General features: G+C 45.7%; 16 protein-coding genes. 13 read left to right on the top strand and 3 right to left on the bottom strand.

Annotated features, from left to right (window positions below):
- Positions 1–4: 4 nt before the first annotated feature.
- Positions 5–586: a TetR/AcrR family transcriptional regulator gene (locus TOL_RS18465; RefSeq protein WP_015487782.1), complete on the bottom strand. Its 582-nt coding sequence runs from the start codon at positions 584–586 to the stop codon at positions 5–7.
- Between the two features lie 196 nt (positions 587–782).
- On the opposite strand from TOL_RS18465, the gene TOL_RS12875 reads away from it, so the two are divergent.
- The 3 genes from TOL_RS12875 to TOL_RS12865 are packed head-to-tail and all read left to right on the top strand — an operon-like array spanning position 783 to position 2742.
- Positions 783–1394, top strand: a complete 612-nt coding sequence (locus TOL_RS12875) for a glutathione S-transferase family protein (RefSeq protein ID WP_015487781.1) — start codon at positions 783–785, stop codon at positions 1392–1394.
- Positions 1395–1446: 52 nt separating this feature from the next.
- Complete coding sequence (locus TOL_RS12870) at positions 1447–2118, top strand: glutathione S-transferase family protein (RefSeq protein ID WP_015487780.1); 672 nt, start codon at positions 1447–1449, stop codon at positions 2116–2118.
- A gap of 45 nt (positions 2119–2163) precedes the next feature.
- Positions 2164–2742, top strand: a complete 579-nt coding sequence (locus TOL_RS12865) for an NADPH-dependent FMN reductase (protein WP_015487779.1) — start codon at positions 2164–2166, stop codon at positions 2740–2742.
- Between the two features lie 68 nt (positions 2743–2810).
- On the opposite strand, the gene TOL_RS12860 is transcribed toward TOL_RS12865, so the two are convergent.
- A complete protein-coding gene (locus TOL_RS12860; protein ID WP_015487778.1) occupies positions 2811–3764 on the bottom strand; it encodes a helix-turn-helix domain-containing protein in 954 nt (317 codons plus the stop codon).
- Between the two features lie 199 nt (positions 3765–3963).
- Between TOL_RS12860 and TOL_RS12855 the strand changes: the two genes are divergently transcribed.
- The 4 genes from TOL_RS12855 (at position 3964) to TOL_RS12840 (ending at position 8316) form a co-directional block, all read left to right on the top strand.
- Positions 3964–5370: an ethanolamine ammonia-lyase subunit EutB gene (locus TOL_RS12855; protein WP_015487777.1), complete on the top strand. Its 1407-nt coding sequence runs from the start codon at positions 3964–3966 to the stop codon at positions 5368–5370.
- Complete coding sequence (gene eutC / locus TOL_RS12850; protein ID WP_015487776.1) at positions 5367–6242, top strand: ethanolamine ammonia-lyase subunit EutC; 876 nt, start codon at positions 5367–5369, stop codon at positions 6240–6242. The genes TOL_RS12855 and eutC overlap by 4 nt, the downstream gene beginning before the upstream one ends.
- 64 nt (positions 6243–6306) lie before the next feature.
- A complete protein-coding gene (gene eat / locus TOL_RS12845) occupies positions 6307–7710 on the top strand; it encodes an ethanolamine permease (protein WP_015487775.1) in 1404 nt (467 codons plus the stop codon).
- 123 nt (positions 7711–7833) lie between these two features.
- Positions 7834–8316, top strand: a complete 483-nt coding sequence (locus tag TOL_RS12840) for a LabA-like NYN domain-containing protein (protein ID WP_015487774.1) — start codon at positions 7834–7836, stop codon at positions 8314–8316.
- 45 nt (positions 8317–8361) lie between these two features.
- Here TOL_RS12840 and TOL_RS12835 read toward each other — a convergent pair whose 3' ends face one another.
- Positions 8362–8778, bottom strand: a complete 417-nt coding sequence (locus TOL_RS12835) for a GFA family protein (protein ID WP_015487773.1) — start codon at positions 8776–8778, stop codon at positions 8362–8364.
- Positions 8779–9130: 352 nt separating this feature from the next.
- Between TOL_RS12835 and TOL_RS12830 the strand changes: the two genes are divergently transcribed.
- The 6 genes from TOL_RS12830 (at position 9131) to TOL_RS12805 (ending at position 17141) form a co-directional block, all read left to right on the top strand.
- Positions 9131–10180 (top strand): 2Fe-2S iron-sulfur cluster-binding protein, encoded by a 1050-nt coding sequence (locus tag TOL_RS12830; protein ID WP_015487772.1) that lies wholly within the window; start codon positions 9131–9133, stop codon positions 10178–10180.
- 26 nt (positions 10181–10206) lie between these two features.
- Positions 10207–11367: an alkane 1-monooxygenase gene (locus TOL_RS12825; RefSeq protein WP_015487771.1), complete on the top strand. Its 1161-nt coding sequence runs from the start codon at positions 10207–10209 to the stop codon at positions 11365–11367.
- 123 nt (positions 11368–11490) lie between these two features.
- The gene (locus tag TOL_RS12820) at positions 11491–13839 is read left to right on the top strand and encodes an ATP-dependent helicase (RefSeq protein WP_015487770.1); all 2349 of its coding nucleotides are present in this window, start codon (positions 11491–11493) and stop codon (positions 13837–13839) included.
- Between the two features lie 193 nt (positions 13840–14032).
- Positions 14033–14518 carry an FKBP-type peptidyl-prolyl cis-trans isomerase gene (locus tag TOL_RS12815; protein WP_015487769.1) on the top strand — a complete coding sequence of 162 codons (486 nt, stop codon included), beginning with the start codon at positions 14033–14035 and terminating at the stop codon, positions 14516–14518.
- Positions 14519–14950: 432 nt separating this feature from the next.
- Complete coding sequence (locus tag TOL_RS12810; protein ID WP_015487768.1) at positions 14951–15163, top strand: glycine zipper family protein; 213 nt, start codon at positions 14951–14953, stop codon at positions 15161–15163.
- Between the two features lie 202 nt (positions 15164–15365).
- Positions 15366–17141, top strand: a complete 1776-nt coding sequence (locus tag TOL_RS12805) for a VRR-NUC domain-containing protein (RefSeq protein WP_051052414.1) — start codon at positions 15366–15368, stop codon at positions 17139–17141.
- The last annotated feature ends 2 nt before the right edge of the window (positions 17142–17143 follow it).

Genomic DNA, 17143 nt, shown 5'->3' with positions numbered 1-17143 from the left:
TTGGCTACCAAGCTTCAATATCGGCAATTAAAAAGTCGGCTATGGTGGTCATTGCTTCTATGCCCTGATCACGGCGAGTATTAAGTAATAAGCGGGTTTGTGCGGCAATAAACTGCGCAGCGGCCTCCGGTTTAAACTGACGTTTGAACTCATTTTCCGTCTGGGCTTCTATAATACGCTGCAGCAATAGAGTTTGTTGCTTTTCTATGGCGGTATGCAAATTCTGGAGTGCAGTATCAGACATTGGCGTTTTCGCTTGCAGGCTGTTGAACATTAAGCAACCGTTGTTAGCATTCGTTCGTTGTAGCTGATCACGAAACTTCTGACAAAAGGCAGTTAAAGCTGCTTTGCCTTTATGCTCCTTTAGCGGCATTTGCATAAATTCAAATACCACCGCGATATAGCGCTCCAGCGACAATTCAAATAAGGCTTGTTTGTTACCAAAGGTCTCATAGAGGCTGTAGCGATTGACACCCAAGTGCTTCACCAGTTGTTCCATCGACAGGCGTTCAAAGCCCTGCTGCCAAAACAACATCATGGCTTGTTGTAATACCTGTTCAGGATCAAAACTGCGCGTTCGCGCCATAGCAACTGCCTCGACTGATTATTTTGAATATGGTCATAAGTTCTCTTGACCTGTCCCATCGCTCTCGGCTAGTGTAATACAGAATGAGCATTCTGATAAGGTGTGCTTTGAAATTATTGCATTGATAGCTAACCGTCAAAGGTATCTATTGATCGTGCATCAATCCGCGCTCGTTAGGGCATGTAGAGGAAGTTCCATGAAACTGTATGACAACAATCAAGCGCCAAACCCTCGTCGCGTTCGTATGGTACTGGCAGAAAAAGGTATTCCGGACGTAGAGATCGTGCCGATAGAGTTGGGTGCTGGGGGGAATCTAACCCCAGAATTTTGTGCAAAAAATCCATTTGGAAAAGTGCCTGTATTGGAGCTTGATGATGGTTTTTGCCTAGCAGAAACCGGTGCTATTTGTCGTTATCTCGACGAGCGCTTTGATGGCGGAAGCCTGTTTGGTAAGACAGTAGAAGATCGAGCTCGTATTGATATGTGGGATCACCGCATGGAGTTAGGCTTAGTCATTAGCGTGGCAATGGGCTTTCAGCATCTCAGCGGCTTTTTTAAAGACCGCATGACGCCGGTAGAAGCTTGGGGCAAAGAATGCGTAGGGAATGTATTGAAAATTCTACCGATCCTAGAAAAACAGCTGGCGGATAATACTTGGGTTGCTGGGAGTGAGTTTTCCATCGCCGATATTACAGCCATCTGTGCGATAGATTTTGCTCGTGTTATTAAAATACGTATCGGTGATGAATACCCTTCGATTCAACGTTGGCATGCGGCTATGAAAGAGCGACCATCATATACAGCATAAAATGTAGTGGTTATTAGCTGCACTGAGGCAGCTAACACATGAGGACATAGTGATGTTAGAGCTATACAGTGCAGCAACGCCGAATGGTTGGAAAGCCACGGTGTTACTCGAAGAACTGCAACTTCCGTATACGTTGACGCCGATTGATTTAGGCAGTAACGCACAGAAAGAAGCATGGTTTTTAAAGATCAATCCGAATGGTCGAATTCCTGCGTTAATTGATCATGGCGAAGACAATTTTGCGGTATTTGAATCGGGCGCAATTATGATTTATCTGGCTGAAAAGGCTGGTAAATTACTGGGCAATAACGCTAAAGAAAAATCTCAAGTGATACAGTGGTTAATGTTTCAAATGGGCGGGGTTGGTCCTATGATGGGACAAGCCAACGTCTTCTTTCGCTATTTCCCTGAAAAAATTCAACCGGCTATTGATCGTTACCAAAACGAAGGTCGGCGATTGTTGACTGTACTGGATTCAGCATTAGCAGAACGTGACTATTTAGTTGGCGAAAATCGTGGAGAATACAGCGTTGCCGATATCGCTAACTGGTGCTGGGCTCATACTTACGAGTGGTCGGGTATTGATATTTCAGGGCTCGACAACCTGCAGGCTTGGATTCAACGAATTCGTGAGCGTCCTGCGGTGCAAGCCGGTATTCGCTTGCCTGCTCGCGGCGATAAAGATACGGTTACGCAAACGGGGCAGACGATTATTCAAAAATAGCTTGATGATCGGCCCTTTGATTTTTCAAGTACGGTAGGAATATTTATGTCTAAAATCGCCATTGTTAGCGCAAGTCACCGCGCTGACTCCCAAAGCTTGCGTATTGCTCATCATTTGAATGATGAGCACCTAAATGGCGAAGCCAGTATCGTCGATCTAAATGAAGCGGACTTACCGCTATGGGATGGCAGTGCAGCAACGGCAACGGTGGTCGCTGTACAAAATACGTTACAGCAGGCTGATGGCTTTATTTTTGTTATTCCTGAATGGCATGGCATGGCGCCTGCTGGCTTAAAAAATCTTTTGCTATGGTGCAATGCCAGTCACCTAGCACATAAGCCGACCTTACTCGTTGGTGTCTCGGCTTCGAGTGGCGGTGCGTTTGTGATCGCTGAAATGCGCGGCAGTGGCTATAAAAACTCTAGGCTTCTTTATACTCCCGAGCATTTGTTACTGCGCAACGTCGGGACTTTATGGACGGGTGAAAACTCTAAATCAGATACGTATTTACATGAGCGTGCGGCGTTTGCCATCGATCAATTACAAACCTATATAACGGCACTGGCACCGCAGCGTGAATATTTATGTTCGCGCTTTAAAGAGTACGGTAATGGTATGTCGTAAGATTTCATTGAAAAAAAAGCCCCGACAGTCGGGGCTTTTTATTGTCTGTTAGTTGAAATTTATAAATTTCAACTGTGTTTCACACGCTTAACCGTTTCGGATGGATTTTCACCAAACAGTTGCTTGTAGTCTTTTGCAAATTGTCCGGGGTGCCAAAATCCCCAGTTCGCTGCGACAACAGCCACTGAGCTGTCTGACAATGGGTCGCTCAGATTACGTCGAACACGGTTCAATCGCGCTGTGCGCAAAAAGCGCAGTGGGCTTATGCCTAAAATAGTTTCAAAGCTGTATTGCAGTGTGCGACGACTGACGTGCGTTAATTCACATAGCTCGGTCATAGTGACGGGTGCATCTGCATGGGTTGCTAAATATTCTTTAACGCGATCAACGACGGCCTTTCTATGCGCGTAGCTGGGAGCTGGCGATGAGGACGGTGTCTCTTCCTGTAAAAGCCGAAGTAGCCCCATCGTCACCACATCTTGCTGCATTTGATTATTTAATCCATTGGCGTTGTGGTTTAACACTCGTTCCAATAAATAACGTACATCATCTAGCGTTTTTTGTTGCACGGTTAGACGCGGATATTCGTTGAAAGACAAACCTTTAAGAGCTAAACCTTGAATCTCGGCAGCTTGTAATAGCACATCCTGTTTCACCACGATGCCGTAGATATCATATTTTTCTGGCGTCATTAATTCAAAGTCGCAGCTGCCAGGACGGCACATGAGTTGATCATTGCCAATCACTAAGCCGTTAATACGACTATCCGATGGCCGTGCGGGAATCCCCAGCCAGATAGAGTCTGCCCAGACATTACACTGCTGACGTAAAGAGCGATTGGTATGCTCTTTAAATACCTGCAAACCCTCTAACGTTACTTCATCAATACGACCATAAAAGCTGCCATCACTTAATTGATCGTATTCTTGCTGCCAATTTGTCAGGTTGTGGGCATGTTCGTCTGCGTCCCTTGCTTCACTGATGCACTTCTCCGGTGCGCTCAGATGTGGTTCGTGCTGCATGGGTGAGCGTTATTGCCTCTATTTAATGACTTCGCAATAAGTTTACGGCCTTTGATATTCGCTAACCACCTGATTTTCCAGCGAAAACAAAGGTTTGCCAAAATTTGATAGTCGGTCGGAATATATATCGCATCTTCCACATTATAGAAAAGTGGACTCTGTAAAAGAGTACAGCAAGTTTCGTTCCTGAGGTGAACACATGAGTAAGTCATATTGCTACACGCTGGGTAGCAAGACCTATCAATTTCGCAATCTTGCCGAGTTAATGGCAAAAGCAACGCCTGCGCGATCTGGTGATCGTTTAGCTGGAGTGATTGCGTTATCGGCAGAAGAACGTGCAGTCGCACAAATGACGTTGGCCGATGTGCCATTAACAACCTTTTTAAATGACGTACTTATTCCTTACGAGAGCGATGAAATAACCCGCCTTATTATTGATGAGCATGATGATAAAGCCTTTGCGCCTATTGCTCACTTAACGGTTGGCGATTTCCGTAATTGGCTGCTCAGTGATCATGCAACACCCAGTGTTTTAGCCAGTATTCGTATGGGTGTTACGCCAGAGATGGCCGCGGCTGTCAGTAAAATTATGCGCAACCAAGATTTAATTCTAGTTGCTAAAAAATGTCATGTTACTACTGCCTTTCGCAACACTATAGGTTTGCCGGGGCACTTATCAACTCGTCTACAACCGAACCATCCAACCGATGATGTAAATGGAATAGCCGCCAGTATTTTAGATGGCTTGCTTTACGGTAGTGGTGACGCCGTTATTGGTATTAATCCGGCAACAGATAACGTAGCGCAGGCAATTCAGCTCATGAATTTGATGAGTGATGTGATTGAGAAGTATGAAATTCCGACTCAATCCTGTGTGTTAACTCACGTTACTAATACCATTGAATGTATAGAAGCCGGAGCCCCGGTCGATTTAGTGTTTCAGTCTATCGGTGGTACTGAAGCAACGAATTCCAGTTTTGGTTTTAATTTAAATACCCTCGCTGAAGCCCAAGACGCCGCTCTGAGTTTACGACGCGGTAATGTCGGTAATAATGTTATGTACTTTGAAACAGGTCAGGGCAGTGCGTTGTCAGCTAATGCGCATCATGGTTTAGATCAACAAACCTGCGAAGTGCGCGCTTATGCTGTGGCACGAAAATTTAAACCTTTATTGGTCAATACTGTTGTCGGCTTTATTGGCCCTGAATATTTATTCGACGGTAAAGAAATTACCCGTGCCGGACTAGAAGATCACTTCTGCGGAAAATTACTCGGTGTGCCAATGGGCTGCGATGTTTGCTACACCAATCATGCCGAAGCTGATCAAAATGATATGGACAACTTACTTACTTTATTAGGTGTTGCTGGCTGCTCGTTTATCATGGGGATTCCCGGTTCTGACGACATCATGCTGAATTATCAAACGACATCATTTCACGATGCGCTATATGTGCGTCGTGTGTTGGGCTCACGTCCTGCCCCTGAGTTTGAACATTGGCTAACGAAAATGCAGATTATGAAAAATGCCAATCAGCATATTTTAAATGATTCATTACCTGAGCCTTTTGCACGTTCGCTAAAAGCTTTGCCGGGAGGTGGCTTGTGAGCGACATTAACGAACATGAAGAAAATGGCAAAGTCGTCAATAACCCATGGCGGCGCTTGCGCGAATTTACCGATGCGCGAATCGGCTTAGGCCGTGCCGGTGTTAGTTTGCCCACCAAAGAGATGTTAGCTTTTCAGTTATCTCATGCTCAGGCGCGTGATGCAGTGCATTTTCCGCTGGATGCCGAAGCTATTTGCCGTGATATCAAAAGCTTAGTAGGGCTAATTCCTAATCAAAAAACACTTGGTTTGCATAGCCAAGCCGTAGACAGAATCACGTATTTACAACGCCCCGACCAAGGCCGTGCACTGAGTGACGAGTCGCGGCAAAAACTAATTCAATTTATGGCTAATAACTTAGATAACAGCCCCACTGCGCCTCATGCTGAGCCTGAATACGATCTTGCTATTGTTGTTGTCGATGGACTGTCGTCGTTAGCGGTGCAAAAAAATGCGGTGCCGTTTATTGAGCAGCTATCTGAACTACTAATAGCCGAAGATCAGCCATGGTCACTCTCACCGATCACCATTGTAGAGCAGGGCCGAGTAGCGATTGGGGATGATATTGGTGAGCTACTCAATGCCCGCGCGGTGTTGGTATTGATTGGTGAGCGTCCGGGGTTAAGTTCGCCCGACAGTTTAGGTTTATACCTAACATGGAATCCTAAATCGGGTCTTAACGACGCCAGTCGTAACTGTATTTCCAATATTCGTCCTGCCGGACTGCAATATCCAGAAGCGGCGCGTCGTGCTTTATATTTATTGCGCGAAGCTCGACGTTTGAAGCTTTCGGGCGTGAATCTAAAAGATCGTACTCAAGATGATGTTATTGAGCATCACGTTGAACAGAAGAACTTCCTGCTTTCTGAATAGAGCGGGATGGCTTTTTACCCATTTAAAAACTGATTTAAAAATTGCACAGAAAAGAGGGTTAATCATGTCGAATGAAAATCAAGAGTATCTTGCCAAACGGCAATTAAAGCGCGGCACAGCAGGCTGGATTCTTCTAGCAGGCTTAGGTGTTTCATATGTTATTTCCGGTGATTTCGCCGGTTGGAACTTTGGTATTGCCGAAGCCGGTTGGGGTGGTTTTGCTATCGCTGCGGTATTAATGGCGATTATGTATTTAACCTTAGTGCTGTCGCTGGCTGAAATGTCGGCAGCGATTCCCGCCGCTGGCGGCGGCTACAGCTTCGCTCGTCAAGCAATGGGACCTGCCGGTGGATACATGACTGGGTTAGCTGTTTTAATCGAATATGCCTTAGCGCCTGCCGCTATCGTCATATTTATCGGGTCGGCGGTGGAGTCTTTAATTGGGGTGAATGGCCCCTGGGTATATGCCGCATTTTATTTAGTATTCGTCGGTATTCATTTGGCGGGTGTAGGTGAAGCGCTAAAAGTTATGATGGTGATCAGCGGTTTGGCGGTATTTGCGATCATCGCGACGGGCGTTGCGCTTATTCCAAGTTTTGATTCTGCGTTGCTATTTGATATTGCTGCTACGGATGCGGCTGGCGCGAGCGAGATGTTACCGCTCGGTTGGTATGGTGTTTGGGCAGCTTTACCTTTTGCTATGTGGTTATTCTTAGCAGTAGAAGGTGTACCTTTGGCTGCTGAAGAAGCCAAAGATCCGGGTAAAGACGTGCCTAAAGGTATTATCGGAGCCATGATCTTCTTGTTATTTACTGCGCTACTGGTAGTTGTGTTAGTTCCGGGTGCCGCAGGTGCTACGGCAATGGGTGCCAGTGCGGTGCCTCTAGTGGATGCATTGAATGCAACAGGTAATGCAAGTTTAGCGACTCTGGTAAACGTGCTTGGTCTGGCAGGTTTGGTTGCCTCTTTCTTCTCAATTATCTATGGCTACAGCCGTTTGGTTTTTGCGCTTTCTCGTGCTGGATATTTACCAAAAGCATTATCGGTAACCACTGAACGTAAGGTGCCAGCGCGCGCTTTAATCGTCCCGGGTATTTTTGGCTTCTTAGCCTCGTTGAGCGGCGAAGGTGATCTTATGTTGGCGATGGCGGTTGTCGGTGCAACTGTGTCATATGCGTTAATGGCGCTTAGCCATATTTTATTGCGTATAAAACAACCTGAGTTAGTGCGCCCTTATAAAACTCCAGGTGGTATTGCCACTTCTGGTATTGCTTTGGTCTTGTCTTTGATTGCATTAACGGGTGTCTATGCTTTTGATCCGCGCGCATTCTTCTTCACCATCGTATTGTTCGTCATTGGTGCCGCTTATTATTTCGGTTACAGCAGTAAGCACTTAGTTGCTAAATCAGCGGACGAAGAGTTTGCTATGTTGGCTGAAGCTGAGTCGGATTTAGCCGTAGCTGGTTGATTATAGTTCTATTGGCATCTGCTTTAAGGCCGCTATTTAGCGGCCTTTTTTTGGAATTTTAGTCCGGTCGGGAAAGTGGTGTTATGCTAGTCGTTAATTTCAGATAGTTTGAATGGACATTCCATGGCAGAACGTATTTCGATTTTCGTCGATGTGCAAAACATTTACTACACCACGCGTCAGACCTTCGGTCGTCATTTCAACTATCAGGCATTTTGGGATGAAATTACTCAAGGCCGAGAGGTCGTGCGTGCCGTCGCTTATGCGATTGATCGTGGCGATGCCGCGCAAATGAATTTTCAGCGTATCCTGCATCAAATTGGTTTTGAAGTACGGCTAAAACCTTTTATTCAGCGCCGCGATGGTTCGGCCAAAGGTGACTGGGATGTGGGTATTACTATTGATTTACTTGATGCCGCGCCTAAATCTGATCTTGTTGTATTGTTATCTGGCGACGGCGACTTCGATTTAGCATTGGAGCGCGTAAAACGAGATGGGGCTAAAACGGTAGTATATGGCGCGGCAGCATTAACGGCTCAGTCACTCATTAATGCTGCGGATGAGTTTGTGTCGATTAGTGAGTCATTATTGTTAGGGCGTAAGTAAACTCTCGCATTCAGTTGCTCGACTATTTTTGTTGTAACGTCGCGTTTAACTATCGCTTTGATATTCCTCAAATACCGGCAAGTCTCCTGATTCACACGACCATTCTATGCGTGAAGTCCAAAAAATATGTGCTTGTGGTTTCATTGCTGGGGCGCTATCTAAAGTGCCCGCTGGTATAACGGCAATCCCCATGTTCGGGCGAATCTTTGGTAGCGGGCTTCCGCATTCGCTGCAAAAATAATTGGTAAAGCGCTCCGCTTCCGGCACCTTAAAATGCTTAATGAGATGTTCGCCCTTCGTCCACTGATAACTTTCTAGCTCGACCATTAAGTTTGATGCATTGCCGGTTCCGCTAGCTTTGCGACAGCGACTGCAATGGCAGTGGTAAAAGCGTATAGGGTTGCCATTGATTTGATAGCGAACTAATCCGCATAAACAACCTCCGGTAAAAGATGTCGTCATCGTATTCTCCTGTTGTTAGCCAACTAGATTTGACCTCATTGAGCGTTAAGGCCTTTTACAGCCTTAGTATCCTAGCTCAATAACTTGATTTAGATCAGTGTTCTTAGCATAAAAATTCTCGCGTTAGATCAGTGGCTGGCACGGGCTGACAGAGTGCTGCAATGAGGTCTATCACTGTGCAGATTCTCTATTTCTTATCTCCTAGTAAGACATTTTGGTCACTAATACGGCCATAAAATTCTATTGAAGCCGTCGTCTGTGGCGAGAAATAACCTTACCCAATACAATTCTCATGGTAAGATTGTCCTACAATAATACAGGATAGGAACTATTCCTATGTGTGGGGATATCCATGTTTGGTCTATTTAAATCGGCTCAACCAAGCAAATTAACCATCGAAGGCATTGATGGTGAGTTTGAGGTGAAGCCAAAGGAAACCATTTTGGCCGCGGCGCTGCGGCAGGGCGTGCGCTTTCCTCACAGTTGTCGTGTGGGTGGATGCGCAACATGCAAATGCCAGCTAAAAATTGGAAAGGTCAAAGAACTAACATCTGCCGCTTATATTCTTAGCAAAGAAGATTTGGATCAGTCGTATATTTTGGGTTGCCAGTCGATTCCCAAAGGGGATGTGACCATTCGAATTGATAGTTTGGTTGACGGCGTAGGTGCGGCTCCAGTGGCTACCGCTGGACGAATTATTGGCAAAGATAAATTAACTCACGACATCGTAAAAATTGATGTTGAGTTAGATAACTCGATGACCTATCTAGCTGGGCAATACGCTTTGTTATCAGTACCTGGATTAATTGATGCGCCGCGTAGTTATTCGTTCGCAACACCAACGGGTAATCAGGGGGGACGATACCTGACATTTTTTATTCGCGAAGTTGCGGGTGGTGAAATGTCGACTTGGATGAATGAAAGCGCCGAGACAGGTCAATCTATTGTAGTTGAAGGGCCTTATGGCGATTTTTATCTGCGCAATAGTGATAAGCCATTAATTTTGATCGCTGGTGGCAGTGGTTTGGCTCCTATATTGGCCATTCTTGAAGATGCCTTGCAGTTTAAAAATCCGCGTGATGTCACTTTCTTATTTGGTGCGCGTACTCAAAACGATTTGTACTGCTTAGATCAAATTATTCGTATCCAAGATAACTGGGCGGGTAAGTTTGAATTTATTCCAGTTCTATCGGCAGAGCCTGAAGAATCAGACTGGCAGGGTGAGCGCGGTTTTATTACCGAGTCACTGAAGCGTTTTGCCGGCCCTAATAAACAAGCATACCTCTGTGGTCCTCCGCCTATGTTGGATGCGGCTGAAGCAGTTTTAAACGACGCTGGAATATCGATAAACGATGTTTTTAGCGACAAGTTCTTAGACCGCTCTTACGGAACTAGTAAGTAAAAATTTATAAATAACAGGAAAAAAATATGTTTCACTATTTGAAATACTTTCTCTTTCATATCATTGGATTAACTGCGGCCAGCTTCTTATTTTTAGGAGACGGTTGGGTTATCTATGGTCTTATTGCTGTGTTCTCTACTTACATCGTTCTTGATGCTGTATTGGGCGATGACACAACGGTACCAAAATTTAAACATCCAGTTATTTTGACAACGCAGTTGTGGTTTGCGCTACCGCTACTGGCTCTCATTACATTTGCATTTTTATGGCAGGTGAGCAGTGCTGATCTGTTCGGGGCTGGTGCGTTGATTCAGTCGGTGACCGGTATTGATGTTCTTGCCAGTCGCGCTGAAGGTGGAGCCGGCGTTGCTTTTGCTGCGATTATCCTGACGGGTTTAATGATCGGTTTGATCGGCACCATTACGGGTCATGAATTAACTCACCGTACGTGGGATCCAACCTCTTTGTTTATTGGTCGTTGGTTATTAGCATTCAGTTTTGACGTTGCGTTTGCTATTGAGCACGTATATGGCCACCATCGTTATGTGAGTACTACCAAAGATCCAGCCACTGCTCCTCGTGGCCGTAATGTTTATTATCATATATTAAGATCTACTATTAGCGGCAATATCAGTGCATTGCATTTGGAAAAAGAGCGCCTAAATAAAACAGGGCATTCAGCATTTTCACTTCGCAATTCAGTATTACGCGGTTATTTAATGAGCGCTTTTCTTGTTGCGCTAGCCTATCTTGCCGGTGGTGTTGAGGTGATGTTGTTATTTGTCGCCGCTGCTTTGTTTGGTAAATCACTGCTAGAGATTGTTAACTACATGGAACACTACGGTATGGTACGTAACCCAGAGACCACACCGGTTCAGCCGCGCCATTCGTGGAATACCAATAAGCGCTTTAGCTCATGGACAATGTTTAACTTGACGCGTCACTCTCATCACCATGCTCAAGGTGAAGTGCCATACCACGAATTGCGTCCGTATCCAGAAGCGCCAATGATGATTAATGGTTATTTGACCACTATTGTTGTCGCTTTGATTCCGCCTCTATGGCACGCCTTAATGACGCCAAAAGTTCAACATTGGGATAAGCATTACGCAAGCGAAGAGGAAAGAATCTTAGCGCAAGAAGCAAATGCTAAGAGTGGTATTCGAAGCCTGATGAAGGCCGCCTAAGCTGTAGTTTGATCGTATCGAGGCTCCGTCAACTGGCGGAGCCTTTTTGTCTCTGTTCTAACAGCACTAGCCCTTAGCCGCTAAACCTCCTACCATTCGGGTTTTACTGTCGGAAACCCACGCGTGTCTCAGCACCTACCACCTCAAAACGTCTCTAATGCCAGCGGTTTAACGCCGCAGCAGCAGGCTGTTGTGGCCCATGTTCAAGGCCATGCTCGGGTTGTGGCTGTCGCTGGAGCGGGCAAGACGACGACGTTAGCTCACTTTATTCAAGCTAGAGTCGCACAGGGTGTGCCGCTGCGGCGTATCTTAGTGCTGATGTATAACAAGGCGGCGCAGGTTGAGTTTCAAGCCAAGCTTAAGCACGTCATGCCCAATCAGCCGATTCCCGATATCCGTACCTTTCATTCCCTCGGGTTGCGCTTGTATCAAAAATTGATAGAGCGCGGTGCCTTACCAGCATTTCAGGGTAAGCCGCTATCCGATGGTGAAATGGAACCTATGGTTTGGCGGTTGTTGCAGCAACTGGCCGATGACGAAACCAAACAAGATATTCTGTCGCAGCGTAAAAAATGGGTAGAACCAGCGCTCAGTTTCATTGATTTAGTAAAATCGGGTTTCTTGCCGCCAGCTGATGTCTTCGATAGCTTAGATTTACCGCCGCAGTGTCGTATTTTCATCGAGCTGTTTTATCAATTTGAAGACTGGCGTAAACAGAACCGCCGTATTAGTTTTGCCGACATGATTTACGACCCGGTGATGTGTTTCCGCGCTCATCCCGAAATCGCCGATATTTTTGCCGGTCATATGCAGTGGATCTTAGTGGATGAGTATCAAGACATTAACGATATTCAGCAAAACCTATTGCGCGTATTACACGGTGGTCGTGGCTCGGTCATGGTGATCGGTGACCCTGATCAAACCATTTATGAATTCCGTGGCTCTCGCCCAGAGTTTATTGTTGAGCAGTTTGATCGCGAAATGGGCGATGTAACTTGCTATCAGTTACCGCATACCTTTCGTTATGGTCATCGCTTAAGTTTAATGGCGAACCATTTGATTCATCACAACAATGAACGTGAGCCGGTATTGTGTTTGTCTCATGTTTCAACGCCAAATACGCGCGTGCAATTGCATCATGCGCGCTACGAGCCGGCGCTGACGCTAACTCTTATTCAAGAGGAAGCCAAGCAGCGACCACTAGAAGATATTGCCGTTATCAATCGCTTATGGGCCTTATGTGCGCCAGTAGAACTAGCTTTACTGGCGGCCGGTATTCCTTATCAGTTAGATAATGCTCAGTCGGTATTAGAACGCTGGGAATTACGTATTTTTTGGTTATTGTTAGAAATTGCGTCAGGCGAATTTAATCGCCGTGATTATGCCGCGCGTGAAGAAGCCTGGTTGCATGTTCTCACCACGCCGTATCCGAAAATAAAACGTCAGGTATTGGAAGATTTAGCACGACATTTAGCGCAAGTAGATAACAACTTGGGCGAGGCCATGTTTCGCGCTATTCCCGATTCACTCAGCCAATGGCAAAAACAGCAATTAGAGGCGCGTGCGCAGGTATTAGCCAATGCCGAAGTCGGCAAATTATCGGCTTATCGCTTATTAAAAGATTACGTCGATTTAACTGAGTTTGAACAAGGTATCGAAGATAGCGCATTTTCGGCACAGCAAATTGAAGATCGATTACAGACCATTCGCGCATTTTTACGTTTTATTCGTGAACTGGATAAAAGCAGTGAGGACACCTTGGCGTATTTACGTGAATTACGCCAGCAGCGTCGAGAACAGCGCCAAGCTACTGGAGTGCTACTTACATCAATCCATAAGAGTAAGGGGCGTGAATGGCCCGTGGTAATTATTCCAGGATTAAATGCCCACTATTACCCCTATGCGCCGGAAGGCGAGTTCACAACGGCCGCTAGTGAAGAAAGCGAGCGGCGATTGTTGTATGTGGCTATGACTAGAGCGCGAGAACAGCTGCATTTGCTGGCGCCAGCGCCATCCGCAAAACCCGCACGTGATACCACCTCGCGTGATTGGCCTAGTCGTTTTGATCGAGAAATGGCCGTGGAACGCTGCTTAACCTTGATGAAAACACTAGAGCAGGGCGGTGGTGAAATCGAACTGAACCCGCAATTCGGTGCGCTTGCGGATTGGGTGCCACAATACCTAGAGCATTTATCAAGCAGCGGTATGGCGACAAGTGAGCTTAAATTCACGATGGCTGCGCCTAAGCCTAATACCCAGCGTTCCTCCGTTCGTCCGCCGGCTAATGGTGGCGTTGTCGATCAGAAATTTCCTGGTAAGCAAGGGGTGACGCGAGTCACTCACGATTCGTTAGGTACGGGCGTTTTAATATCTCAAGACGATCAATATGTGAAAATTCGCTTCGACGGTGAGCAGGGGGTGCGCACCCTAAGTCGAGATGTGGCAGCTGATTATTTGAAATTTCATTTCTAATATTTTTACGCCCTTTGCCTTCTAGATACGCGTGTTGGCTGATTTTGATCGGGTACACGGGGTGATACTCATCTATTCACTTGTTATACTCTACTACCTTCGTAGAGACCGGCCGCTGTTGGAAACCCCTCAAGTCGCCTTTGCGTAATGCAAATACACGCCCATCGGGGCCACGACAACGGACAAAAACGCTATGACAATTGCACAGCACAAGGTCGTCACCATTCATTACAAGGTCGTTGATGTCGCCAGTGGCGAAGTGATCGATTCTTCTGAAGGCGGTGCGCCAATGACTTATCTACACGGCTTTCAAAACATCATTCCAGGCTTAGAACAAGCATTGGAAGGTAAAGTAGTGGGTGATGAGTTCGAAGTACAAGTAGAGCCAGCTGACGCCTATGGCGAATACAGCGATGAGCGCATTCAGCAAGTACCGGTAGCGGCATTTGAAGGTGTTGAGCAAGTTGAACCAGGCATGGCATTTACTGCACAAACTGAACACGGCCCAATCAACTTGATCGTTACTGCGGTTGAAGAAGACATTGTGACCGTTGACGCTAATCACCCTCTAGCGGGTAAGGCTTTGGCTTTCTCGGTTAAAGTTGAAAGCGTTCGCGATGCAAGTGAAGAAGAACTGGCTCATGGCCATGTTCATGGCGAAGGTGGTCATCACCACTAAAATGTCGGCCATTTCGATGGCCACATAAGACCGGCAGCGACGGTTGCCGGTTTGCCGTTCTGTTCTGCCCAACTCCTCTAAAATATCTTATTTCCGCTGTAATCTTTTCGCAAAGATGCCAATTGAGACAACTTGTCTTGGTCACACTCGTAAATCCTGTCTATCTGAAGGATTCTGGTGCATACGACTAACGTCGTGCCATCAAAAGCAGCACAAACAATCTGATTTAAGTCAGTAAATTGTCAAAAAATGTCTATTTCGCCGAATGGAACCTGTCTTATTTACTCTGGTCACATTGACCGCGTAAAAGCATCTGATATAACTTTTTAAGTGAGGCAACTCACACAACAGGACGTAAGCGGGACAAAAATAGGCTCAGGACAAAAGTCTTGATCTAGGATGTCTTACAGGAACGATCCGGAGGATAAACATATGAAAGACGAACGTTTAGCTCGTTATCGTAATAAAGCGTTAGTAACCGGAGGTTTGGTAGGTGCTGGCCTAGGCATGATCATTGGCGCAACTACTGGAATGTCTCTTGAAGCTACTGCTACTGGCTTCATTGGTGGTTGGTTAGTTGGCGAGCTAGTGAGTTATGGCACGACGCCGATAGAGCCGCATCATCAGCCAAAGAAAAATAATTAATTAAACTGATAGGCCGTTGATTGCATGGTATTAGAGATGCTCTAAAGCGTATCTTTGATACGGTGCGGGTGACCTTGGTTGGTATTTCTTTGTCGCTGTTTTGGCTGACAGGAGGTACCGCTAATCGTACACTTTAGGGCGGCGGCGTATCAGTATCCCACTAACCACATGTTGCCACTCGGATGTTTAGGCAGTGGACAACATGATGGTTAGCTCAATATCACAATTCTCAACCTCTACGACAACGATTTCTACCAGTTCGGTTGAACTGAAACCAACTTACTATTTAGATAACTTTTTACATCTTATTCATCACGTCAATAGCTTATATCGAGACCTCCTATCGGAATACGAGTGCAGTTTTATTGATGAGTTTTTACAGTTGTCTATTGCAGCTCAATGCCTATATGTCAGGTTGTCTGGTCGTCGAGGTGATCTCTTTCGAATTGATAAAATTCATTATGAAGAGATAGCCGATATTCCCTCTGCAGTTGCTGAATTAACAACAAGTCGTTATTTCGGTGTATTTCAACCAGAACAATTAAGTGCTGATTTCGATGATGGCGAATGGCTGGCGTTATTTACTAAAAACGAAATGGAGCAATGGTTGTCCTGTGGGAGGCGCTTTCGACGCGATGAGCTTGAACAGCTTGTATTGCAGCAATTAAATCGAACCCCACAGCTGATTACTCAGTGGATAAAAAGTCCTGTGGTTTGCGTTTATGGTGAGCAAGAACTTCAGTCTTTTCGGCTTTTATTCTTTGGTAATTTACAACAAAGCTTAACCGATTTTGTGTTGCGTGATTTAGGTATTTATCGTTACCAAGCCTACGCGTTAGAGCAACCTTCGCGCTGGTGCCAATCAAGGGTGATGTTAGAGCATCATCTTGAGTATTTTAATACTCTTGAGATTATGGGAGATGTTAGCCAATACCAAGCTGATGCTTTATTGGCATGGTCGCAGGCCTTCCCTGTTGCTGTAGATGATGAATTATTAAAACGTAAACTCGATCGCACGCGGTTGTTAATCGCGCGTCAACTGGAGCGATTAGCGGATTATGATGGTGCACTCAGTTTATATGCTGCTATCGCACTGCATCCGGCACGCGAGCGTAGCTTACGCTTACTGGTTAAGCTTAAACAATGGGAGGCTGCGTTAGCTCTAGCCGTTAAAATGAATGCAGCGCCAATGTCTGAAGAAGAATTACAGTTTCTACACAGTTTTGTACCGCGTGCATTTAAACCAGTCGATATTTTTACAGACCCAAATACGGCTGTTAGTTTGATCAAAGAGTTAACGAGCAAACCGATTGATATTTCAACACAAACGATCTATTTAGCAAGCGAGCAAAGATCGCGACTGGGAGTCGAGATTGCGGCCTTGTCTTACTTGCAAGAACAATATCCGTGTCAGGCTTATTATTGCGAAAATGCACTCATTCCTAGTGTTTTTGGTTTGTATTTTTGGGATGTGATTTTTGCACCGATTACGGGTGCTTTTTATCATCCTTTTCAAATACGTCCTGCAGATTTGTACGACGATGACTTTATTGCCAAGCGCCAAACGCTGTTTGCTCGTCGTTGGCAGCAACTTGAGCAGCAAAGCTTGGTGGAGTTTGTAGATGACCTAGCGGCTAGCTTTACCTTGCATCAAGGTAAAGCTAATCCATTTGTTCATTGGGAGTTTTTAACAGCAGAGTTTTCTGATGGCTTGTTAGTCAGTGCGTTGCAAGCCATTCCGCGTGTTCACTGGCTAGCAATGTTTCGTTTTATACTAAAAGACTTACGTCATCATCGCAGCGGTTTGCCTGATTTAATTGTGTTTAATAGTACGAATAAAAACGAGCATTTATACGAACTGATAGAGGTGAAAGGCCCTGGCGATACCTTGCAGAAAAACCAGCAAGCTTGGCTGCAATGTTTCGCCCGCGCAGGTATTCCTGCCAGTGTGTTGCATGTTCGTGATGGGCCAAAGTAAGG

The organism is Thalassolituus oleivorans MIL-1 (genome assembly GCF_000355675.1).
In the GTDB taxonomy this organism is placed as follows: Bacteria; Pseudomonadota; Gammaproteobacteria; order Pseudomonadales; family Oceanobacteraceae; genus Thalassolituus; species Thalassolituus oleivorans.
This window is presented reverse-complemented; position numbering and strand designations above follow the sequence as displayed.

What these genes read in the sequence shown, in the direction of transcription:
- TOL_RS18465 (WP_015487782.1), bottom strand. Translation starts at nt 586, where the DNA reads ATGGCGCGAACGCGCAGTTTTGATCCTGAACAGGTATTACAACAAGCC.
- TOL_RS12875 (WP_015487781.1), top strand. Translation starts at nt 783, where the DNA reads ATGAAACTGTATGACAACAATCAAGCGCCAAACCCTCGTCGCGTTCGT.
- TOL_RS12870 (WP_015487780.1), top strand. Translation starts at nt 1,447, where the DNA reads ATGTTAGAGCTATACAGTGCAGCAACGCCGAATGGTTGGAAAGCCACG.
- TOL_RS12865 (WP_015487779.1), top strand. Translation starts at nt 2,164, where the DNA reads ATGTCTAAAATCGCCATTGTTAGCGCAAGTCACCGCGCTGACTCCCAA.
- TOL_RS12860 (WP_015487778.1), bottom strand. Translation starts at nt 3,764, where the DNA reads ATGCAGCACGAACCACATCTGAGCGCACCGGAGAAGTGCATCAGTGAA.
- TOL_RS12855 (WP_015487777.1), top strand. Translation starts at nt 3,964, where the DNA reads ATGAGTAAGTCATATTGCTACACGCTGGGTAGCAAGACCTATCAATTT.
- eat (WP_015487775.1), top strand. Translation starts at nt 6,307, where the DNA reads ATGTCGAATGAAAATCAAGAGTATCTTGCCAAACGGCAATTAAAGCGC.
- TOL_RS12840 (WP_015487774.1), top strand. Translation starts at nt 7,834, where the DNA reads ATGGCAGAACGTATTTCGATTTTCGTCGATGTGCAAAACATTTACTAC.
- TOL_RS12835 (WP_015487773.1), bottom strand. Translation starts at nt 8,778, where the DNA reads ATGACGACATCTTTTACCGGAGGTTGTTTATGCGGATTAGTTCGCTAT.
- TOL_RS12830 (WP_015487772.1), top strand. Translation starts at nt 9,131, where the DNA reads ATGTTTGGTCTATTTAAATCGGCTCAACCAAGCAAATTAACCATCGAA.
- TOL_RS12825 (WP_015487771.1), top strand. Translation starts at nt 10,207, where the DNA reads ATGTTTCACTATTTGAAATACTTTCTCTTTCATATCATTGGATTAACT.
- TOL_RS12815 (WP_015487769.1), top strand. Translation starts at nt 14,033, where the DNA reads ATGACAATTGCACAGCACAAGGTCGTCACCATTCATTACAAGGTCGTT.
- TOL_RS12810 (WP_015487768.1), top strand. Translation starts at nt 14,951, where the DNA reads ATGAAAGACGAACGTTTAGCTCGTTATCGTAATAAAGCGTTAGTAACC.
- TOL_RS12805 (WP_051052414.1), top strand. Translation starts at nt 15,366, where the DNA reads ATGATGGTTAGCTCAATATCACAATTCTCAACCTCTACGACAACGATT.